At 37.5% G+C, this 22,475-nt stretch carries 25 protein-coding genes and 2 riboswitches; of the genes, 4 read left to right on the top strand and 21 right to left on the bottom strand.

Features of this window, described 5'->3' with window-relative positions:
* Positions 1–38 precede the first annotated feature (38 nt).
* Positions 39–1,697, top strand: a complete 1,659-nt coding sequence (locus ACAN53_RS02185; RefSeq protein ID WP_379966358.1) for a DEAD/DEAH box helicase — start codon at positions 39–41, stop codon at positions 1,695–1,697.
* Complete coding sequence (locus ACAN53_RS02180) at positions 1,684–2,475, top strand: YqhG family protein (protein ID WP_379966355.1); 792 nt, start codon at positions 1,684–1,686, stop codon at positions 2,473–2,475. Before ACAN53_RS02185 ends, ACAN53_RS02180 begins: the two co-directional genes overlap by 14 nt.
* 69 nt (positions 2,476–2,544) lie before the next feature.
* Here the strand turns inward: ACAN53_RS02180 and ACAN53_RS02175 are convergent, their stop codons facing one another.
* The 15 genes from ACAN53_RS02175 to comGA all read right to left on the bottom strand — a co-directional run bounded on the left by ACAN53_RS02175 (position 2,545) and on the right by comGA (position 13,063).
* A complete protein-coding gene (locus tag ACAN53_RS02175) occupies positions 2,545–3,657 on the bottom strand; it encodes an iron-containing alcohol dehydrogenase family protein (protein ID WP_379966352.1) in 1,113 nt (370 codons plus the stop codon).
* A 78-nt stretch (positions 3,658–3,735) separates the two neighbouring features.
* Complete coding sequence (locus tag ACAN53_RS02170) at positions 3,736–4,566, bottom strand: MetQ/NlpA family ABC transporter substrate-binding protein (protein WP_379966349.1); 831 nt, start codon at positions 4,564–4,566, stop codon at positions 3,736–3,738.
* Positions 4,567–4,599: 33 nt separating this feature from the next.
* On the bottom strand, positions 4,600–5,262 hold the full coding sequence (locus ACAN53_RS02165; RefSeq protein ID WP_379966346.1) for a methionine ABC transporter permease: 663 nt from the start codon (positions 5,260–5,262) through the stop codon (positions 4,600–4,602).
* Complete coding sequence (locus ACAN53_RS02160) at positions 5,252–6,265, bottom strand: methionine ABC transporter ATP-binding protein (protein WP_379966343.1); 1,014 nt, start codon at positions 6,263–6,265, stop codon at positions 5,252–5,254. The genes ACAN53_RS02165 and ACAN53_RS02160 overlap by 11 nt, the downstream gene beginning before the upstream one ends.
* A gap of 67 nt (positions 6,266–6,332) precedes the next feature.
* A riboswitch (SAM riboswitch) is annotated at positions 6,333–6,439 on the bottom strand.
* An 88-nt stretch (positions 6,440–6,527) separates the two neighbouring features.
* Complete coding sequence (locus ACAN53_RS02155; protein WP_379966340.1) at positions 6,528–7,352, bottom strand: MetQ/NlpA family ABC transporter substrate-binding protein; 825 nt, start codon at positions 7,350–7,352, stop codon at positions 6,528–6,530.
* Positions 7,353–7,447: 95 nt separating this feature from the next.
* Positions 7,448–7,554, bottom strand: a riboswitch (SAM riboswitch).
* A 213-nt stretch (positions 7,555–7,767) separates the two neighbouring features.
* Positions 7,768–8,010: a P-loop NTPase family protein gene (locus tag ACAN53_RS02150; protein WP_379966337.1), complete on the bottom strand. Its 243-nt coding sequence runs from the start codon at positions 8,008–8,010 to the stop codon at positions 7,768–7,770.
* 358 nt (positions 8,011–8,368) lie between these two features.
* Complete coding sequence (locus ACAN53_RS02145; protein ID WP_379966334.1) at positions 8,369–8,569, bottom strand: YqzE family protein; 201 nt, start codon at positions 8,567–8,569, stop codon at positions 8,369–8,371.
* 80 nt (positions 8,570–8,649) lie between these two features.
* A complete protein-coding gene (locus tag ACAN53_RS02140; RefSeq protein ID WP_379966331.1) occupies positions 8,650–9,144 on the bottom strand; it encodes a shikimate kinase in 495 nt (164 codons plus the stop codon).
* A gap of 4 nt (positions 9,145–9,148) precedes the next feature.
* Complete coding sequence (gene comGG, locus ACAN53_RS02135) at positions 9,149–9,511, bottom strand: competence type IV pilus minor pilin ComGG (protein ID WP_379966328.1); 363 nt, start codon at positions 9,509–9,511, stop codon at positions 9,149–9,151.
* 2 nt (positions 9,512–9,513) lie between these two features.
* Positions 9,514–9,951 carry a competence type IV pilus minor pilin ComGF gene (comGF, locus tag ACAN53_RS02130; protein WP_379966325.1) on the bottom strand — a complete coding sequence of 146 codons (438 nt, stop codon included), beginning with the start codon at positions 9,949–9,951 and terminating at the stop codon, positions 9,514–9,516.
* Positions 9,935–10,240, bottom strand: a complete 306-nt coding sequence (locus tag ACAN53_RS02125; protein WP_379966322.1) for a hypothetical protein — start codon at positions 10,238–10,240, stop codon at positions 9,935–9,937. Before ACAN53_RS02125 ends, comGF begins: the two co-directional genes overlap by 17 nt.
* Positions 10,241–10,256: 16 nt before the next feature.
* Entirely contained in the window at positions 10,257–10,700 is a 444-nt protein-coding gene (comGD, locus tag ACAN53_RS02120) for a competence type IV pilus minor pilin ComGD (protein ID WP_379970221.1), read from the bottom strand.
* On the bottom strand, positions 10,687–10,989 hold the full coding sequence (gene comGC, locus ACAN53_RS02115; protein WP_379966319.1) for a competence type IV pilus major pilin ComGC: 303 nt from the start codon (positions 10,987–10,989) through the stop codon (positions 10,687–10,689). The genes comGD and comGC overlap by 14 nt, the downstream gene beginning before the upstream one ends.
* A gap of 11 nt (positions 10,990–11,000) precedes the next feature.
* Entirely contained in the window at positions 11,001–12,020 is a 1,020-nt protein-coding gene (gene comGB, locus ACAN53_RS02110) for a competence type IV pilus assembly protein ComGB (RefSeq protein WP_379966316.1), read from the bottom strand.
* Positions 12,017–13,063 (bottom strand): competence type IV pilus ATPase ComGA, encoded by a 1,047-nt coding sequence (comGA, locus tag ACAN53_RS02105; RefSeq protein ID WP_379966313.1) that lies wholly within the window; start codon positions 13,061–13,063, stop codon positions 12,017–12,019. The genes comGB and comGA overlap by 4 nt, the downstream gene beginning before the upstream one ends.
* Before the next feature lie 223 nt (positions 13,064–13,286).
* On the opposite strand from comGA, the gene ACAN53_RS02100 reads away from it, so the two are divergent.
* Positions 13,287–13,988 (top strand): helix-turn-helix transcriptional regulator, encoded by a 702-nt coding sequence (locus ACAN53_RS02100; RefSeq protein ID WP_379966310.1) that lies wholly within the window; start codon positions 13,287–13,289, stop codon positions 13,986–13,988.
* 138 nt (positions 13,989–14,126) lie between these two features.
* Positions 14,127–14,369: a DUF2626 domain-containing protein gene (locus ACAN53_RS02095; protein WP_379966307.1), complete on the top strand. Its 243-nt coding sequence runs from the start codon at positions 14,127–14,129 to the stop codon at positions 14,367–14,369.
* 222 nt (positions 14,370–14,591) lie between these two features.
* Here the strand turns inward: ACAN53_RS02095 and ACAN53_RS02090 are convergent, their stop codons facing one another.
* The 6 genes from ACAN53_RS02090 to ACAN53_RS02065 form a co-directional block, all read right to left on the bottom strand.
* Positions 14,592–14,798, bottom strand: a complete 207-nt coding sequence (locus ACAN53_RS02090; protein WP_379966304.1) for a DUF3912 family protein — start codon at positions 14,796–14,798, stop codon at positions 14,592–14,594.
* Between the two features lie 88 nt (positions 14,799–14,886).
* Positions 14,887–15,363, bottom strand: a complete 477-nt coding sequence (locus ACAN53_RS02085) for a hypothetical protein (RefSeq protein WP_379966301.1) — start codon at positions 15,361–15,363, stop codon at positions 14,887–14,889.
* A 247-nt stretch (positions 15,364–15,610) separates the two neighbouring features.
* On the bottom strand, positions 15,611–15,802 hold the full coding sequence (locus tag ACAN53_RS02080; RefSeq protein ID WP_379966298.1) for a hypothetical protein: 192 nt from the start codon (positions 15,800–15,802) through the stop codon (positions 15,611–15,613).
* 196 nt (positions 15,803–15,998) lie between these two features.
* Positions 15,999–17,063: an undecaprenyldiphospho-muramoylpentapeptide beta-N-acetylglucosaminyltransferase gene (locus ACAN53_RS02075; protein WP_379966295.1), complete on the bottom strand. Its 1,065-nt coding sequence runs from the start codon at positions 17,061–17,063 to the stop codon at positions 15,999–16,001.
* 133 nt (positions 17,064–17,196) lie between these two features.
* The gene (gene metH, locus ACAN53_RS02070) at positions 17,197–20,595 is read right to left on the bottom strand and encodes a methionine synthase (protein ID WP_379966292.1); all 3,399 of its coding nucleotides are present in this window, start codon (positions 20,593–20,595) and stop codon (positions 17,197–17,199) included.
* Complete coding sequence (locus tag ACAN53_RS02065; RefSeq protein ID WP_379966289.1) at positions 20,582–22,426, bottom strand: bifunctional homocysteine S-methyltransferase/methylenetetrahydrofolate reductase; 1,845 nt, start codon at positions 22,424–22,426, stop codon at positions 20,582–20,584. Before ACAN53_RS02065 ends, metH begins: the two co-directional genes overlap by 14 nt.
* Positions 22,427–22,475 lie beyond the last annotated feature (49 nt).

Below are 22,475 nucleotides of genomic sequence, written 5' to 3'. Positions count from 1 at the left end.
TGCAAAAAAAATAATTTTGTATATTTAGGGGGATATGTATGAACGCTAACATCATAATGGACACGTCTTGGATAGATTCCTTTTTGAAAAGACTCGATGATGACGGTCCCTGGGCAAATTGGCAGGCATATCATCTGGCGTATGAAACAGAAAAGCAGCTGCTAATTCCATCATTTGAAGGGCTCCAAGCACCAGCGTATTTGCCCCACCTTACACCACTCCCTCACCAATTGGAAACGGCACGTATCGTTCTAGAGGAAATGAATGGAAAGGCTATTCTCGCAGATGAAGTTGGTCTTGGAAAGACGATTGAGGCAGGCTTAATATTAAAAGAATACATGATTCGTGGACTTGTAAAAAAGGTATTAATTTTAGTTCCCGCTTCTCTTGTGTCACAATGGACATTTGAGCTGACTACGAAGTTTTACATACCGGCAACCGCTTTTCGCAAAAGCTATTCCTGGGAACAAGCTGAGGTAATTGTTTCATCCATTGATACGGCAAAGCGTTCTCCGCATCGCGATATCGTTCTTAACACAGAATATGACCTTATTATTATAGATGAAGCACATAAATTAAAAAATAATAAAACAAAAAACTATGAATTCGTTCAACTACTAAAAAAGAGATTTTGCTTACTTTTAACTGCAACACCGGTTCAAAATCGCATTGATGAAATATTTAATCTTGTTTCCTTACTAAAACCGGGCCATTTAGGAAATGAAACACATTTTGAACACTCCTATTCTTCCAAACATAGGAGTGTAGAAAGTGACAAAACCTTACGCGAACTGATCAATAAAGTAATGGTACGTAACCGTCGAAATGACACCAAAATTGAGTGGCCTAAGCGTCATGTTCACACTATATTTGTTGAAATGAATCAGCAGGAGCGGTCGCTATACCAATCTCTTACAGATTGGAACAAACAATCTTCTATCATCTCAACCCTTACCTTTTTACGTGAAGCATGTAGCAGTAGAGAAGCAGTCTATGTATCCTTACAAAATCTAGTCAAGAAAAAAGAGATAGTACAATCAGATTCATATATCGAAACACTTATGAATGCAATCAACAACATACCATTTAACTCGAAAGCGACAAAGGCACTGGAAATCATAAAAGAAATCAATGATAAAGTAATTATATTTACAGAATACCGTGCTTCCCAAATGTATTTACAATGGTTTTTAAAGCAGCATGGGATATCCTCTGTTCCTTTTCGGGGGGGATTTAAACGTGGTAAGAAGGATTGGATGAAGGATCTATTTCAACATCACGCACAGGTGCTCATTGCGACGGAAGCAGGAGGAGAAGGGATCAATCTACAGTTTTGCAATACGATGATTAATTATGATCTACCATGGAACCCCATGCGGCTAGAGCAACGAATTGGACGGATACATCGTCTCGGTCAACAGCATGATGTTCATATTTATAACATGGTTACAAAAGATACAGTCGAAGAACATATTATGAAGTTACTCTATAATAAAATCCAATTGTTTGAACGAGTGATTGGAGAGCTAGATGAGATATTAACACGAATTGATTTACGGAATATAGATGATCATATTCAAGATATATTCACCTCTTCAAAAAGCGAAGGAGAAATTCGCATAAAAATGGAAAATTTAGCGTCCATCATTGAATTTGCACAGAGTAATAAAGGAGCGGACATACATGCAGCAACGTGATATCCACCATTATTTATATGATTTTTTCACATCAAATAACTGTGAAATAAAGGAATCATCGCCGTATTTACTGGATATTCAACTTACAACCGAGATGGACAAATTATTAATGAATCGCCCTTTTTATTGGCATTATTTAGAAAAGACCGGTGGTAAACCGAATCCGATGCGTCTTACCCTTATTACCGATCAAGAACAAGCAAATAGTAATCAAAAAGGCGACGTTGTACACTACGGTTCTCCTTTTCTTCACCGTGTTTTTCAAGCTGCAGGTCAACTGGGCTCATTTATCCGTTTATATGAAGATATTCAGCCTATTTCAGAGAATCATATTCCACTGCATCCGTGGCTCTGCATAAATGCAAAGGTTTCCTATCAATGTGACCGAAAAAAAGATGCACTCTATTCATTAGGTCTTCATCTTATTACAGGAACCATTCTATCTGATTTTCAAAGCGTACTCGAACAAATTCCCTTCACTCCAAAAATACCTGATTTTTGCTTCACATTAAGTCCTATTATTAAACCAAAAAGTGGATTTGTAAGATTGGAGGATGCATTGCATAGACTAATTAACCAGGATGACCATACATGGGCAGATGATGCGCGTAAACGTTGGGACCATGATTTGCACTTATTAGACGAGTTTTATACTGACAAAACGAATGAAACCTACATCAAGGAAAAGCAAGCGTTACAAGAACAGTATGAGCCGAATATTCATATTACCATCATTAATGGAGGCATGTTCTATATTACAAAAGAGCGCATCACCTAACATAAAAAATGTGCATGGGTAATCGTTATACCCTCGTATCACGATCACCTATGCACATTCTTAACTACCTTATTTTGCATGAATACCTTCTTTTGTTTGCTGCGCAACAAGTTTTTCTAGCTCCTGCATGGCGGCACTAACTGTTTCACTCGTAATCGTACCCATAAGATGAATGGACTCGTGAGGAAGCACTGCAGTTTTCGCAATCGTATCAATTACCTTCTTATCTTCAATTGATATTCCAAAATCCGCAAGAGAGGATGGAAAACCGAATTGTTTGTAGTAAGGTAGCAGGAACACAATCTCATCCCACTTTTTCTCAATTGCTAGTTGTGCTAAAATACCGTAAGCTACTTTTTCCCCATGTAAGAAGGAGTGGGTTTCATTCACCTTTGTCAGTCCATTATGAATCGCATGTGCCCCGGCTATTCTTCCAAAACGGTCACCATAGCCACCAACCATCCCACCAACGGCAATAATTGTTTCAATGACTTTAATAAATGCAGGTGTTACCGTTTTAGCTTCCATACTTGTAATCGCTTCTTGACCAAGCGTTAACAAAACATCTCGGCATAACTTCGCTGCATGATGGGCTAGTAGTATCGAAATAGATGGATCAGAAAGCTTCTCGATTAATACATTGGCTTCGTACCATTTCGCTAATGTATCTGCAATGCCCGCCTTTAATAGGCGAATTGGTGATGCAAGAATCACACGCGGCTCTAATAAAACAAGGTTTGTACTTGAAGGAAAAACGGTATAGTGAGTAAACACACCTGTTTCATCATAAATTACACTTAACGGTGTCCATGCAGCACATGTCGAAGCAAGTGTTGGAATCAGAACGGTTGACGTATGCGTTTCATTTCCAATTGCTTTTACCAAATCTAGAATTTTCCCACCGCCAACTCCTATTACTGCTTGAAACGCACCCTTTCGAACCTTACGAGAAAGTCGATTCACTTCCTCTAATGTACACTCTCCTCCATACACCTCAAATTGACAAAGCACATGTGAAAAAGATGGAAAATAAGGGGTAATTGCCTTCCACGAGGCATTCCCGCGAACAATTAAACAGCTTGTAATTCCGCTATTTAACAATCTTCCTTCTAACGAATCCAAAACATTTACATCACACACATACAATTGAGGTGCTCCTCGTACTTCTAATTGTTCTTTCAATTGATTCCCCTCCTAAAGGTAAAAAGAAGTGACGTCATATGAGATTTAATCTCCCCATTACGTCACCTTCCCCAAATATTATTTTCGGTTAGTCATCCATTCCGGTTTGCCAAATCCTTTAAAATCTTTATCGATTTCAGCTTCGAATTCCTTTGACTCTACAGCCGTTTTCAAATCTTTCGCAAATTGCTTGTCTAAATCTTTTGTATTTACAACCACGCGGTTCCGATATTGATCAGGCATTTTTTCAAGTTGAAGAGCATCAAGTAAATTCATTTTGGCAGCTAATGCAAAGTTACCAGGCACTGCAGATAAATCTACACTTTCCACTGCACGTGGCAATTGCGCTGCTTCAATTGGCTTAAAGACAAGTTTCTTTGTATTCTCTTTCACGTCTTTTTCAGATACAGTTAACGGATTTACATTCGCATCAAGTTTAATAAGACCTGCATCTTGTAAAATAACAAATGCGCGTGCTGCGTTTGTAGGATCATTTGGAATTGCAATAGAGCTTCCTTCTTTAACATCGTTTAATGATTTATATTTATTTGAGAAAATTCCCATTGGAGCTGTTGGGACAACAACTACTTCAGAAAGCTGCATATTATTTTGCTTTGCAAAGTTCTCCATATACACTTTATGTTGGAATAAGTTCGCATCAATACTTCCTTCCGCTAACGCTTTGTTTGGTTGGATATAGTCACTAAATTCTACGACAGTAACCTTATAACCTAACTTCTCTAATTGTGGTTTAATTGCTTTCGTAACCATATCACTGTATGGACCTGTTGTGGCACCAATTTTAATTTCCTTTTTTTCCGTTGTTGTTTGAGATTGATTTTGTCCTGTACAAGCTGCTAACAAACCGAGTGATAATACAAATACAATAAGTAATGCTACTTTCTTCATGCTTGAAGTCCTCCTCATTGATGAAAATTTGATTTATTTTTTATTTAATTGTCTTGCAATGCGATCTCCTACAAATTGAAGGATTTGCACAAGACAAATTAACACAATAACCGTAGTAAACATAACGGTATTATCATATCGATAATACCCAAAGCGGATTGCTAAATCCCCCACTCCTCCGCCACCAACAATACCTGCCATTGCTGAATACGCAACGAGACTAATTGTTGTAATTGTAATGCCCTGTACAATTCCAGAACGAGCTTCAGATAAGAGTACATCTTTAATAATCATCCACGGCGTAGCTCCAATTGCTATGCCTGCTTCAATGACGCCTTTATCGATTTCTCGAAAGGACGTTTCAACAATACGTGCAAAGAATGGTATTGCAGCAACCGACAATGATACAGTTGCAGCAGTCGGACCTATTGTTGTACCCGTAAGCAACTTCGTTAACGGCAAGAGCGCTACAAGTAAAATAATAAACGGAACCGAACGTATAATATTTACGAAGAATCCAACTATTGTTTTCAATACTTTATTCTCTAAAAAAAGTCCTTTATCAGTTACAAATAAAATAATTCCGAGAGGTAAGCCAATCAAAATCGAAATAACAAGAGAAAGTGCTACCATGTATAACGTTTCAAAAAATGCTTTATTTAAGTCAGGAAGAATTTGAATAATGTTAGATAACATGATGGATCACCTCGACGTGTTGAGTTTTCAATGCTATATAGTCAATCGCCCGCTGTACTTCATCCTTCTCACCAATCAATTCCATTACAAAAATCCCCAGCGGTGTTTCCTGTATGTATTCAATTTTTCCATGTAGAAGATTTCCTTTAACGTGAAAAGTCTGTAATACATCGGAGATAATCGCTTCTTCTGCAATGCTTCCTTTAAACTGAATTTGAATAATCGTTCCGGTCCGTTTTTCGATAATACGTTCTGGAATTTCAAATTGTAAAACACTCTCAATAAATTGCACCGTTATAGGCTCTTTCGGATCAGCAAATATGTCATATACGTTTCCTTCCTCTACAATGTGACCCTCTTGCATAACAGCTATTCGGTGACATATTTCCTTTACAACTTCCATTTCATGCGTAATTAATACAATAGTAAGACCAAGCTTTTTATTAATAGATTGCAATAGTTTCAAGATTGATTTCGTAGTTTTCGGATCAAGTGCAGAAGTAGCCTCATCACAAAGTAACACAGATGGATTATTAGCTAATGCACGAGCAATACCAACACGTTGTTTTTGACCGCCACTGAGCTGTGCAGGATATACATCACGTTTATCATGTAATCCTACCATTTCTAATAGTTCATCTGTTCTCTTATCAATTTCGGTTTTTGTTTTACCAGCTGCTTTCAGTGCAAAGGCAATATTTTCATGTACGGTTTTCGAGCTAATTAAATAGAAATGCTGAAAAATCATACCAATCTTTAGTCTAGCCTTCCGTAACTCCTGACCTGTAAGCTTTGTCAGTTCTATTCCTTCTATTTTTACACTGCCAGAGGTAGGAGATTCAAGCAGATTCATACACCGAAGTAAAGAACTCTTTCCTGCACCGCTGTATCCAACAATCCCAAAAATTTCTCCCTTTTGAATGGTTAATGATACATCGTCGACTGCTTTAACCCTTCCATGTTTTGTACCATATTCTTTCGTTACATGCTGAATTTCAATCATACGCTCTCTCTCCTTTGCAACATAAAAAGCCTCTTTCATTTGAAAGAGGCACCGTGACTACTGTTACGACTTATCTTTCAGAATAAAAGTATTCTGCAGGAAGTAGCACCTTTCCCGAATTCGGTGGTTGCTGGACGTCATAGGGCCTGATCCCTCAGTCACTCTTGATAAGTAAATAAGTTATTCGATTTTTCAACTAACTTGAATAATAGTATGAATCTTAAAAATTGTCAATCATTTTTTGTAGATTCGTGTCGGATTGTTACTTTCGATTCAACATCCATGCTGGTTTACCAAACCCTTTAAAGTCGCTATCAATAATCGTTTCAAACTCTTTCGATTCCACGGCAGCTTTTATATCCTTAGAAAATTGACTGTCTACATCCTTCGTATTGACAACAACTCGGTTGATATGCTCTGGTCGTAATTTTTCTATCTGTATAGCATCCAATAAATTAAGCTTTGCAGCAAGTGCAAAGTTACCTGGTACGGCAGAAAGATCGATACTATCAATGGCACGAGGCAGTTGCGCTGCTTCAATCGGCTTAAATACAAGTTTTTTCGTATTCTCTTTCACATCTTTTTCAGATACAGTTAATGGATTTACGTTTGCATCAGTTTTTATAAGACCTGCATCCTGTAAAATTAATAGTGCACGAGCTGCGTTTACTGGATCATTCGGAATCGCAATGGAACTGCCTTCCTTTACATCATTCAATGATTTATATTTTTTGGAGTATATCCCCATTGGGGCTGTTGGTACTGCTATCACTTCAGAAAGCTGCATATTATTTTGTTTAGCGAATGTTTCCATATACAACTTATTTTGAAATAAATTTGCATCAATACTTCCCTCTGCTAACGACTTGTTTGGTTGAATATAGTCATTAAATTCTACCACTGTCACCTTATAGCCCTGCTTCTCTAACTGAGGTTTAATTGCTTTTGTTATCATATCTGAATACGGTCCTGCTGTTGCACCTATTTTAAGTTCTTTCTTTGTGGATGACGTTTGCGCTTGTCCCCCACACGCTGCTAAAACACCAATTGATATCAATAACACTACCAATACTGCTAATTTCTTCATAACATAATCCCCTTTCATTTCCCTACTTATTTCCCCGCATAGTCTTTCAATACAACATAAAAAGCCTCTTTCATCTGAAAGAGACCTACTGTTACGACTTATCTTTCAGAATAGTACTATTCTGCAGGAAGTAGCACCTTTCCCAAATTTGGAGGTTGCTGGACGTCACAGGGCCTGATCCCTCAGTCACTCTTGATAAGTAAAGCTTTATTTAATTAATATAATAATAGTAGGAATAGTTGGAATTGTCAACCGTTTTGTGGTGTAATGTCGAAAAGAGCGGGAATGAAGGAATTGTTCGTGCGTTCCTACCCCTTTATTTGACCATCGTCCATTACAATTATTTTGTCAGAATTCATAAAAGTAGACAAATGATTGCAAAAAAAAAAGAGCTGACTCACAAGAGGCAATTTCCTTATGAGTTCTCTCCTTTCTCACCTACATATTTGCTGAACATTTCATATAATCCTTTATTCACAAGATAAGAAATTTGCTCATCTGATTTGTATGGATAGCGGTCACGGAGTCGAATAGAAGCCTTCGCCATTAAGTTTTCTAATATTGAACGCCCACCTTTTCCGTATATCACTTCAGCATATTCAATTAACTTTGCATTCTCTACATCTGCTGAATTGTGATTAAAAAAGAACTTTTCCATTGTCTCCTCCCTCTATGGTAGCGTTTTCATTTCATATCCACCATGTTATTTATTTCACAATATTATATGAATTATTTTCCTTGTAGTGCCATTATAGAACAATATAAGTACGGTACCTGTATTGATTTAAGGCATTTTTGTGAACAAACTATATTTACTACTGACTTTTTTAAACATATATGATACTACACTTTTTTTAGAACATATAATTTTTGTACCCTGCCATTATTATAATAAAAAATGCTACTATTTTCTATTCTTACGCTTCGATTTTAATAAAAATGAAAACCGACCGTAGAATGACTTCTTGTAGAAGTACGATTTTACGGTCGGCTACGTTACATAAAGGACTGTTAATTTATTTTGCATCTTTTTCATGATGTAATGTTTTTTCATAAATCAACTTAATACTTACAGGAACCACACCAAACCATTTTTGTAGAAATGGCTCTTTTTCATTACGGCGTTGCATCTTTTTTTGAAGTCGATCTTGCTTTGGACTATCCATGTATGTGACCACCTGTTGCGTCACATATTTTACATAGTCATTTGTAGACATCCTGCTCACCACCATAAATATTTTTATTCTCCAATAATTTGTAAACAACTGAGAGAATGATTATTTATAGTATGGACTACTTAGTGGTTTTTTAAGCAAGCTTCAATCTCTTCTATAATAAAATTTATTTCCTTATTCGTTGTATCTATGGTATATGTTGCCTCCTCATACCATTTCTGCCGAGTCTCAAAAAGCTCGCTGAATACTTCGGAATTTTTAAACAATGGTCTAGATGTATCTCCTTCTAATCTTTCTACAATGCTAGAAAGATCACAATATAAATACAAAATAATTCCATGCTCCTTCATCCACTCTCGATTTTTCTCCCTTATTACAATTCCACCACCTGTTGTTATAATGACATTTTCACATGGTAATGACTGTAGCATGTCCGACTCGTAAGAACGAAATGTATCCTCTCCTTCGTCGTGAAAAATAGCTGAAATTGGTTTCCCTGCTTTTCTTTCAATTTCTTCATCCGTATCCATAACTGGAACATTCCATCGCATAGCAAGTTCTTTTCCAATTGTTGTTTTTCCAGATCCCATAAAGCCAGTGATGTATAAAGCCTTCATCGTTTTACCTCTCTTCATGCCATTTCGTTATTTCTTTTGTATCTTTATTATACTGAAATTTCGCTTTATATGTTCTTTTTTCCCATGTTTTACATGTAATCGATACGAATGTAAGAGGAGAACCTATAGTATCTATGCTTACCTCCCCTTGTTCGTAATGGAATGTACTTCGCTGCAAATCGTTGTTACTGTTCTTCAAATCCTGTATTCCGTTATGCATTAAGACATCCAAACGGAGCATTTGTTCAGCTTCAAAATAAAATTTTTTCTCTAACAAAAACAAATTAGCTGTATGAATCAGCACCGATATCAAAAACAAAGAAAAAGCAAGAGTAAATGGCATTGTAAATCCTTTTGTATATCTCATTCTTATACCTGAAAAGGGAAAAACCGTGTAATCATCCCACTATGCGTTTGCATATCTATGTCATTAACACGAACACGGAGTGATATGGACTGTAACTCGAATGTAACGCTTGTAATGTGCTGTAATATAATTTCATACCCCTTTTCATCAACGCGCCGAATGATTTGATTTCCACTTCTTTCAAACGTTATAACTTGCCCATCGTCTTTCTGAAGAATCAACTTGTTAGGCAATGTTTTCACTACAGTTGCTTCTCGAAATTCCATTTGCATTTGCTCCAAACATAATGCCCATTCAAAATCAAGAAATTTCTTTTCTGTAGCTATAAGATGCTTGGGTAATATATGCGGAGCAAGCATGGCTAACAGCAGCAGTAACGATAGACAAAGTAACATTTCGAAAAATGTAAATCCATGCTCTCGTTTAACTATTGCGAACACGTTCACACCTACTTTGGTTTTGTTGATTTGCATCAAACCAGTTAACGCAAATACGTTTATCGCTATCTTCGTAGCTGTTTTCAATTTGAATGAAGTACATTACACCCTCCTTTTCAATTGAGAAATCCTGACTTGTTTCGTTATGCATCAACACAAGCTCTTCCCTTATAATTTCATTTGCAATATGGCGCATCTTTGTATGCCTTGCCTCTTTAAGAAGCAACATGGTTTGCGGAACAATGAGTGTACATATTACGAGTAGAATACTTAATGATGCAAGCATCTCCACTAAAATAGCCCCTTTTTCATGTAAGGTAATACGAAAATCTACCTTCCCCCAGTTGAAAAACGACTTTATATTTTTTGGATTTAAATGATACATACATCGTTCCACCTTTATTTATGTTTCCATCTGCTCCGTATATAAGAGGACTTGATAACGTATCCAGTTCTACCGATAGTTGGTGATCATAATTCCGAACGAGTATCGTTTCCATTTCATTTGTAATCACATATTGGTGATTTGTTGGTAGAAAGTGTAGTTTATGACGAGTACTATGACTCATTGCAGATTGTTGCATAAAAACAACATCACGGCGAAATTGCTCTAGAAACTTCTCTCCTTTCTTCTCCTCAAACTTTGGAAAGATACCAACTGCGACTAAAGCAATGAGAGAAACAACCGACAAAACAAAAATTGATTCCAAAAGGGTAAATCCCGCTTCTTTCCTTTGCTTAATTTGTACCATTTCCTGCAATAACCGATCCATCTAATTGCACGGTAAGAACTCGCCCATCTGGACATGTTGTTGTAGAAATATATTTTCCTGAAGACAGGTCCTGAATGGACGGCAATGTACCGTTATCAAGCTGATAGGCCTGCACTTGAGATTCTGTTGATCGAACAATCGCTTCGCAACCTTTTTTATTTACCGTTTCTCTTTGCTTTACAACATTCGGAATAATTAACAAGAGCAACACCGAAATAATAACGAGAACGAGTAACATTTCTAACAGAGTAAATCCCTTTTCATTCATACCTTTACCCCCTACATAGAATTTAACATCGTAAACATGGGCAGTAACATCGCCAAATACATCATCACAATCACAATGCCAATAATGGAAAATAAAATGGGTTGTACAATACTAAGACAGCGATTAACTAATTGCTCAACCTTTTCTACCGCCACCTCACTATAATCGGCAAGCTCCTTTCCTAAATTTCCACTTGCTTGTCCATGAGTTACGACGTAGGGAAGTTCTTTTTCGTAATACTGTTTATTACGAAGAACATCATCGAGTTTTTCTCCCGTTTCAAGAAGCTTCCTTATTTCCTGTGCTTCCCATCGAAAGAAGGAATGATGAGGTTGCATTTCAATAAATTGAAATACTTCCTTTACTGACAAACCTCCCTGTAATAAGCTACTTACTTGTTCGGAAAAATAGTGAGAATTATAGGAGATAATAAAACTACGAACGATAGGAATTCCCATCATCAACTTCATTCTTACGAAAGGGTGAAGGCTTTTTACTGCAATGTAATACGCTAGTACAGCTATAAATACAATCACAAAGAAGACTAAGAATAAACTGGGAAGAAACTTTAAAATCGTTAGGACACCTTCAGAAAGAGGAGACGGAGATCGTATTGATTGATACAGACTTGAAAACTGAGGTATCAAAACTGAATTGAAGAGTAATACCATTCCTGTAAGTAATAGTAAGAGAAAGGCAGGATAGTGGAGCGCCTTTTGCAGTTTGCTTGCATGAATGACTTTACGTTCCATCATCGTACAGCTTCGGCGAAGTGCATGGACGATATCTCCGTGTTGTTCTGCGAAATACAGATAACCGAGGATATCTGAGTGAAAAGAAAGATTGGAAAAGACAGCATGAAGACTGCTCCCCTTTTTCAATTCTTCAATTCCTTCTTGTAATTGAGACTTTTTCGGTTCCTTTAGCATAAGTATGGAAAACTCAAAGGAGTGCATAAGCGAATACCCTTTTTCTAACAGATTGGCTAGTTGTTTCAGTAGCCCAGCTTGCTCTTTCAGCCTCCATTTCATTGTGAAAGAGAATCCTTATTAATAAACCCCAGAGCATATCCTCTGCTCATCATCTTCGAAAGTGTTAGATAATGATAGTCTGCTTTCTCTCCCCGAGCCTCCTGTAGAACCTTTTTTAAGTCTTGCCCATACAATAGCTCATACACACTTAATCGCCGCACTTTTCGCATTTTCTTACATAGTGAAGAACAGTTTCCTTTGCAAAAAGGACATTTCATTTCAACTAACCGTTGTGCAGCTACTGCCAGTAATGATTGTTCGACTTCAGCTTGCGTAATATGAAAGTCAAGCAATCGTAGTATGGCTCCCTTTGCATCATTCGTATGAAGAGTTGTCATCACTAGATGACCTGTTAAACTCGCACGTACAGCAACTTTAGCTGTTTCTTCATCCCGAATTTCACCAACCAAAATGATATCGGGATCATGACGAAGGATAGCCTTTAAGCCAGCAGCATACGTGACGCCTGCCCTTTCATTAATTTGAATTTGTAGCATCCCATCACTTCTTTTTTCGACCGGATCTTCAAGCGTTACAATTCTTCTTTTTAGTTCCCGCTGCGCTGTTTGGAGTAAAGAATACATCGTTGTTGTTTTCCCCGACCCTGTTGGACCCGTAAATATAAGCAACCCATGCGAATGTTTTAAAAACGAAACTAACGTTTTAGCCGAATTTGGAAACATCGAAAGCTGTGATAAGGGAGGCACATTTACCTGAGGATGAATACGAATAACTAAACTCTCATCATTTAAAGTAGGGAGTGTAGATAATCGTAATCCTATAAAAGCATCCCCAAATTGAATTTCTAATGCCCCATTTTGCGGCTTACGTTTTTCCCCGATGTCCATCGATCCCAGAAACTTAAAGTGAGAAACAAGTCGTTCGGAAAATGCCTTTGCAATGACATGCCTTGTTGCTAGGTCTCGATCCATCCGTAGCTCGATAACTGCATCATGTTGACGCGGTACGATATGGATATCAGATGCTTTCAACTCATAGGCTTCTTTAATAATTTCATCTGCAAACCGCTTGACGCTATTCATCGCTTATCGCCTCCTCCTTCTCTATATACCACAATTCAAAATAAAAGAAAATTTCCTAATATTGCTTCTCTCATTAAAGAATGTATTATTTTGTTTTAGATAAAATAGTAAAGTATGTGCAAATATGAACAATTCATGAATCATCGTCTAAAACCCTTATTATAAACATTTTCTATATTATAATATTTGTATTCTTGATAAAGTTTAAAAGGTGGAGATTATAATGGAGCAAGCATTAAAAGTAACTAGTGTATTGTCTGATCCTACAAGATTCTACATTTATCAATATATATCCAAAAAGCATGACGATGTAACCGTTCAAGAAATTGCCGACAACTTTAATATTCATCCCAATGTCGCAAGACTTCATTTAACAAAGCTAGAGGATGTATCCATGCTATTATCCGATACAAAGAAAACAGGAAAAGGAGGCCGTCCAAGTCGCCTTTATCGTTTGTCGAATGAAGTTATTCAACTTCAATTTCCATTTCGCGATTACCAATTACTTTCACAGGTTGCACTAGAATCCTTATTGCAGCTAGGAGAAGCTGGAAAACAAGCCTTATTTGAAACAGGAAAGAAATTTGGAAAAGAACTCATGAGCCGTTATCTTCATCGTCTTGAAATTACGGAAGACAAGCTTTCTCTTGCTGATAAAATAAATATTGCAAAGGATGCTTTTACCACAGCTGGTTTAACTCCTGAATTTGAAATAAATGAAAGTGAGAATAAGGTTTACTATCAAGTTTACAACTGCCCATTTAAGGAAATATCACCTGAACATTACGATGATGTTTGTAATATGCACGGTGAGATGATGAATGGAATATTTGAAACATTATTTTCAGAATTTGAACTAGATCGTAAAGAAGACATATTACGAGGTTGTAAAGCTTGTGAGTATAAGCTTCAAGTACATCAATAACTCAGGCAAAGGACAAAAAAAGAGTTTTCTATCTTTTTTGTCCTTCTTTTTCATACAATTATTTTAAACATTTACAATTATGTGAAAAATGGAATATAATTTAAATTGATGATATATGTTCTTATATGGGGGGATGATATGAATCGCATGTTTCGCGTTCTAGGCTTCTGGACAGGAATATTTTCTGTCATGTTCTTTTTAGGAGATATGAAGACTGCCGCCTTACTCTTTTTCGTACAGACAGGATTTTTTATTCTTCTTAGCTATTTAAACTTATCAGAACGTATCTATCTTTATATTTTTGGTACTTATCTAACTATCTTTTTTATTGGGTTTACATACTATACAACGTTTTTACTCGTTCCAGGCATTCCTCACTAATAAAACGTTTTTACTTAACCGTATTTTATTAATTAACATTCCCGTATAAAGTTCTTTACCCGATGTATGCTAACTTGAAGCAACCCCTCAGCAGAAGCTTTCAGGTCCTTTTCATACTAACGGCCCATTATCTCTGCTGAGGATTTTTCGGTTTTTCCAACAATATAAGGTGTAGGGAAAAACAACCTGTCCCTTTTCTCCATAGATTATTAACGCCCATTTTTATATTCCGTTTTGTTCACACCACTCATGAAATTTACGATAATCTACATCAACAAGTATGAGATCTTTTAATTCCACACTAACACTTACTTGATTTCCAATTTCTAATGTATACGAAGGTCCATTTCCTTCTTGCACTACACCAAGCTGATTTTGATAGGGTCCATAACTGATGTATGCTTTTTGTCCGATAATGTCAAAATTCAATGGTTTCACCTCTTTTTCAGTCTTCATTCTGTATATATATGTTGAAGAAAGAAAAATAGTCCCTATCAAAAAAAAAGAATGCGCCTCTTTACGCATTCAAAAATGTAATACTTTCACCCGCTATATGTTTTAGCAATTCATTAACTTCCTGTACCGTTTTTTCAAAAATTGTTGTAGTTTCATTTACATAAGGGAAGTAAGGAAAGTGTTTCTCTAAAGCCTTAATTGTTTCTGTAGTAAAGGCATCCGCACGAACACCACATTCAGTTTCTAACACAACAATCCAATCTAATATGTGAAAGCCTAGCCCATCAATAAATTGAATCAACGCTTCTCTTTTGTTAGTTTCTTCTAGCAGCCGATTTTGTAAATCATGAAATAATGATTCACCGAGTAGATTTTCTAGTTCATCATCATACTCTCCCGCAATCATCGCTTCATAACTAGCTTCATCTGCAAGCTCTTCCACATCCTCCCTTGCAGTAGATAGAAGCTGATTGAAAGAAGCATTTCGTTTAGACTCACTTTGTTGTATAACTTCTAAAAATACTTGATTTTCCTTCATTCACTATTCTCCTTTTATTATATGTCTATGTTTAATGAGAAAGCGATTTTCTCTGTCTTCCTATATTATTCTAAACATTAAATAGATTAAAATGAATATTTACGCATAAAGAAGGGTTCCTTGCCCTTTTGTAAGGGAAGGATAATGCACGGATCAAATATAAACTTTACATTTGATATGTGGATGTATGTCGAAGATACACATTAGTAGATTAAACATTGGGAATGCAATGATAACATAGAAAAAATTATAGTAGTTTTTTCTTTTGTTCTTGCTTTTCTAATAACTTTTCTGATAATATATCTAATTCTGCTACAATCTCCGTTTGCTTCAGCTTTCTTTCGTATATATATTTTTTAATCATAGAATACACAAAACCCGCTAGAGCTAGTAACAAACAAAAAACAACAACAATAATTTCATAGAGACTAAGTCCCATATATGTCCTCCTCGTTTCCTGTACTCCTAGCATAGCCACTATACTCGTTCATATTATCAACGTTATCTTACCACAAATAATAGGAATCGTACGACTATTTTTCGAGATTTTCTCCTCATCCTAAAACATCTGTAACCATTTTGGCATACAAAAGAAAAGATATGCATGCACATCTTTTCTTTTGTATTCTAAATTGTTATTTTTTTACAGATTCGATTTGTTCCACTATCTGATCTATGCATCCCTGTACTGAAAAATCTTTCATTTTTTCTTTATAGCGAAGACGATAACCATATACTTCATTTACCGCTTTAAGTAATTCTTTTTCCGTTAGTTTTTCTTCATATACGATATGACAATATCCTTTTTTCTCAAACGACTCTGCATTTAAAATTTGATCTCCGCGACTGGCAGCCTTTGAAAGAGGGATAAGAATCATCGGCTTCTTCAATGCTAAAAATTCAAATATTGCATTCGATCCTGCACGTGAAATAACTAAATCGGTTGCTGCTAATACATCTGGTAATTCCTTACTAACATATTCAAATTGTTTGTAACCTCTTTTGTTTGTAAGAGAGTCATCTACATTTCCTTTGCCACAAAGGTGTACAATCTGAAAACTTTCCAGTAATTGAGGAAGAAGGCTACGAACAGTCTCATTTATACGTTTTGCCCCTAAGCTTCCTCCCATTATGATAATAACCGGTTTATCACTAGAAAACGACAGATATTGTAAACCTTTATAGCGGTCTCCTTGTAAAATCTCTTCACGAATAGGTGATCCCGTATACATTGCTTTTCCTGCAGGTAGATGCTGCAATGCTTCTTCAAAGGTTACAAATATCTTCGAAGCAAATCGGATGGCAATTTTATTAGCCAATCCTGGGGTAATATCAGATTCATGTAGAAAGACAGGTACTTTGTTCATCCAACCAGCGATAACAACTGGAACAGAAACAAAGCCGCCTTTTGAAAATATTACTTCTGGCTTTATTTTACGAATAAGAAAATACGCCTCCATAACTCCCTTTAATACATGAAGCGGATCTTTAAAGTTTTTCCAATCAAAATAGCGACGTAGTTTTCCACTAGCAATGCTCGTATATGGAACACCCGCTCCTTCTATAATTTCCTTCTCAATCCCTTGTTTTGAACCAATGTACTGTATGTTCCAGCCTCGTTCTTGTAATGTAGGAATGAGTGCTAAGTTCGGGGTTACATGTCCAGCAGATCCTCCGCCTGTAAACACTATCGTTTTCAAAATTTATAGCTCCTTTATTCCGTTCTTATTAGAAGAACTTGAATCGTTGTTATTTTCATACTTTACAATGAAGATAGCATGAAAATTCTCCTCTTCTATTATAGTACATAGGTGCTACAAAATTTCACAAACTTTACATGACACTAAAATAATTTGCATCTGGATGAGAAAATACTAACGCTGTCACAGAAGCCTCTGGCTCCATCATAAATCCTTCCGTAAGGTGAATACCAATTTCTTCAGGATGAATAAGACGGAATAATTTCTCTTGATCGGATAACTCTGGACACGCCGGATACCCAAAGGAAACACGAATGCCCCGATATTTAGTACGGAATCTTTCTTCCATTGTCAAATCAGGATTATCAGGAAATCCCCAGCGATCTCGAATAAGCATATGTGTGCGTTCAGCTAACCCTTCCGCTAGTTCAAGAGCAAGCGATTGAATCGCATGACTGCGTAAATAATCCCCTTTTTCTTTCCAATCTTCAGCGATTTCTCGAACGCCCGAGCCTACTGTTACCGAAAACATCGCAACATAATCCATTTCTTCACCTACGGAATGCAAATAATCCCCAAGTGTTCTACCTGGTGTTTTTTTCTGTCTCGGAAATGTAAATGTTTCTATAATCTTTGTTTGATCTTCGGGATCATAAATATATATGTTCTGTCCATCCGACTGTGCAGGGAAAAATTGATAAACTGCCTTAGGGCGTAACCAAGTTTCTCCTTCACGTAATAAATCATCAATGAGCTGATTTAACTGGAGCGCTCGTTCATCTCCCTCTTCTAATAACTTTTTAACATTCCCCTTTAAACCAAGATGGTGTCCCAGAAGCATTTGTCGATTAAGAAATGGTCCAATTTGTGAGACAGGAATATCTCGAAGTACAGTCTTTTTCAAAGAATCAGGTACTGGTACTGATACCTTTGGCAGTGGTATTATTTCCATTTCCGTAGTCGTAGTCGTTTCCTTCTGCTCGATGCTTGCCTTCTTCTTTTCCTGCTGGCTTTGAAGCAACAACTCACGTCCATCAGCATGCTGAAGACGATTAGCGAGATCTAACCCCTTCATTGCATCGCTTGCATACAAGACAATGCCATCATACGACGGACTAATTCGATTTTCAGTAAATTTACGGGTAAGAGCTGCACCGCCCACGAGAATAGGGGTATCAATATCTGAAGCTCTTAAATCTTCTGCTGTCAAAACCATTTGCTGTGCTGATTTTACAAGCAATCCAGAAAGGCCAATAATAGTTGGCTTTTGTTCCTTAACTTGTTTTACTAATTCATCGGACCGAACATTGATACCTAAGTTAACAATTTCATATCCATTGTTTGACAAAATAATTTCTACCAGATTTTTTCCGATATCATGTACATCACCTTTTACAGTAGCTAGTAATACTTTCCCCTTTTTTGAAGCTTCCGTACTTTCCATAAAAGGCTCTAAGTAAGACACAGCAGCCTTCATACTTTCTGCACTCTGCAGTACTTCCGCTACAATTAACTCATTATTATTGAATAACCGACCTACCTCATCCATACCAGTCATGAGCGGTCCATTAATGATGGATAGCGGGTCTCGGTTCTCATCGAGCGCTTTTTGTAAATCCTCCACAAGCCCCTGCTTTGTTCCTTCAATAATGTAACGTGCTAATCGTTCATCTATTGTAAGCGTTTCGGCCAATACCGTTTCCTTTTTCTTTGCAACACGGTAAAAGGCAGTAAACGTATCTAATGTTTCCTTACTTGTCTCAAATAATAATTGATCAGATAAGGCCTTTTCTTCATCTGGAATAGATGCATATCGTTCCACTTTTTCCGTATTGACAATTGCGTAATCAAGTCCAGCCTTCGTTGCATGATATAAAAAGACGGAATTTAATACTTCTCTGCCCGCAGGTGGTAAACCAAATGAAACATTACTGACACCAAGTATCGCCAGAGACTCTGGACAGGCTTCTTTAATAAGACGAATCCCTTCTATAGTGGCTTTGGCTGCACCAATATAGTTTTGGTCACCCGTTCCAACCGGAAATACAAGTGGATCAAAAATGATGTCTGAAGGTCGAACCCCGTACTTTTTCGTAAGAATCTCATAACTTCTTTTAGCAATAGCAAGCTTACGTTCTGCCGTTACTGCCATTCCCTCTTCGTCTATCGTACCAACAACAACTGCTGCTCCGTATCGATGAACGAGCGGAATAACCTTTTGAAAACGTTCCTCACCATTTTCCAAATTAATAGAATTCACGATTGCTTTCCCCTGTGAATAAGAAAGCGCCTTTTCTATAACTCGTTCATCTGTAGAATCAATCATGAGCGGTGTTTTAATCATCTTAGTGGCTGCAATTAAAAATTGTTCCATATCCTCAATTTCTTCTCGGTCTGGATCTGCCATACAAACATCAATAACGTGTGCATTCCGTTTTACTTGTGCTCTTGCGATTTCTGCAGCTTCTTCAAATTTCCCTTCTGCTACTAATCGTTTAAAAGCACGTGATCCGATAACATTTGTTCTCTCTCCTACAAATAAGGGGCGCATCGTATCATCGTATTGCAATGGTTCTAATCCACTGACTGCGTGTCCAGTACGATGAAGCTTTGGACGCGGTTGCATCCCTTCTACTGCCTTTTTCAGTTCACGAATATGATCAGGTGTTGTACCACAGCACCCTCCGACAATATTTACCCAACCTTCTTGTGCAAAGGTTTTTACCTTCTTCGCTAGCGATTGAGGTGATTCATGATAATGACCATCTTCATCAGGCAATCCTGCATTCGGATAACAAGAGATAAAACTTTCCGATAATCCGTCTAAAGAACGGATCGATTCTCTCATAAATTCCGGTCCCGTTGCACAATTTAATCCTACTGATAATGGCTTTATATGCTCAATTGAAAGATAGAATGCCTCAATGGATTGTCCTGCAAGCGTCGTTCCCATCGGCTCGATGGTACCTGAAATCATAACAGGTACTTTTATATGAAGCTCTTGAAAAGACCGTTCGATCCCAATACAGGCTGCTTTTACATTCCGCATATCTTGGCTTGTTTCAACCAATAATACATCGACCCCTCCGCGCAATAGACCAAGTGATTGTCTTTCATAGGCCTCAATGAGCTGTTCAAACGTCACACCCCCTGTAACGCTAATTGCTTTCGTTGTAGGTCCCATTGCCCCAGCGACATACACATTCCTTCCGGATTGTTCTACCGCTTGCTTAGCAAGCTTTGCAGCACGTTCATTCAATTCAATATCATACTGTTCAAGTTTATAGTCATGCAAAACAATATTTGTCGCACCAAATGTATTCGTTTCAATAATATCTGCCCCAGCATCTATATAAGCTTTGTGAATGTTTAAAATAACATCGGGACGTGTTTTCACTAAATATTCATTACACCCTTCTAAATCTTCTCCGCCAAAATCTTCAGCAGTTAAGTCTGCTTGTTGAATCATTGTTCCCATTGCCCCGTCAAGGAGTAAAATTCGCTCCTCTAACGCTTCTTCAATTCGTTTCATGCAATTGCTCCCCTTCTCGTTGCTCTGTTTTTATATGTCGTACCAATGATTCAGACATTTCAAATTTTTGGAACGGCGTAATGATATACACGCCATTGAATAATTTTTTAGCCTCGTCAATAAGCTCCTTTGCAATTGCTAGCCCTTCCTCCATCGCTTGCTCAGGAGTTAGATGCCCATCCATCCGCTTTCTTACTTCTTCAGGCAATGTAATTCCTGGTACTTCATAGTGGAGAAAGTCAGCGTTACGTTTACTAACGAGAGGCATAATTCCGATAAAAATAGGGGTTGAAAAGTCTTTAACTGCCTCATATGTTTTCACTAACACTTCTCGATCAAAAATAGGTTGCGTTAAAAAATAATCTGCACCCGCCTCGATTTTCTTCTCCATTCTTCGAACTGCTGCATCGAAGTGACGAACATTAGGGTTAAAAGCAGCACCTATAGAAAATGATGTTGGAACACCAATAGATTTTCCTAATGGAGAGCGACCCGCGTTTAATTCCTTTATCATTCGAATTAACTCGAATGAGGAAACGTCAAATACAGATGTAGCACCCGGAAAATCACCTACTCTAGCTGGATCCCCAGTTAAAGCTAACACTTCGTGGATTCCTAAAGAAGATAACCCTAGTAAATGCGAATGTAATCCAATTAAATTATGATCACGGCATGTTAAATGGGCAAGAACAGGAATATCATATCGCCGCAAAAGCGCACCCATTGCCATATTTGAAATACGCGGACTTGCTAGGGAATTGTCAGCAAGTGTAATTGCATCTGCCCCCGCATGCTTTAATGCCTTTGCACCTTCAAAAAAGCGTTGCGTTACCAATTGCTTCGGCGGATCTAACTCTACAATGACTGTAGTTTCACGTTTCGCCTTTTCTGACAAACTAGAATCAGTTGCTGGAACTGGCTGCGTGACAATAATAGGCGTAGGTCGAACTTTAATCTGTTTCTCATATATTGGCAATTGTCCATCCAATGCATGTCTCATAGCACGAATATGCTCTGGAGTCGTACCACAGCACCCACCAAGAAGACGAACTCCTTGGTCAATAAACCCCTTTGCCATATGTTCAAAATAATCTGCCGTTCCTTCGTACACATACTTTCCATCATCATACTTTGGTAACCCAGCATTCGGATATGCCGATAAGAATCCTTCATTTGGCAAGGACACGGTTTCTAATGATTCAATCATGCGAAGAGGTCCCAGATGACAATTTAATCCTACAACATCAGCACCCCTTTGTTGCAATTCAAGTAATACTTGCTCAATATATCGACCACTTTGTGTAAGTCCTGCTTCATGTAACGCTACTTGCGCAACAATTGGAAGATCCGTAGCCTTACGTAATACTCCAAGTGCATGATAGAGCTCTACCTCATCATAAAATGTCTCCAGAAGAAGTCCATCTACCCCTTCCTCAAGTAATGTATTCGCTTGCTCCATGAGCATAAATTCTCGTTCAACCTCTGTCGTCATAACTGATCCAATATGTTTCATACCACCGATTGTACCCAGTACAACCGTATTCGAATCGGCTGCTTTTCGAGCATTCCGAACCGCTGCACGATTAATTTGCTTTACATTATTTTCTAATCCATACATACGAAGCTTTCCTTCATTTGCACCATACGTATGAGTTTGAATCACATCTGCTCCTGCTTCTACATAAAGCCTATGAATACCGCTAATTCGATCAGGCTCTGTTACATTTAACTCCTCAAAGCAGCTCTGCAAACCGTATGAATGGAGCATCGTGCCCATTGCTCCGTCCCCAATCAATATTCCTTGTCCAAGTCTTTCTTTCAAGTTGCCCATTTGCCACGCTCCTTATCGTCAAGCCAAACAACCCCCTCTTCCAACAAAA

This window comes from Ectobacillus soli (assembly GCF_042610425.1).
Lineage (GTDB): Bacteria > Bacillota > Bacilli > Bacillales > Bacillaceae_G > Ectobacillus.
This window is presented reverse-complemented; position numbering and strand designations above follow the sequence as displayed.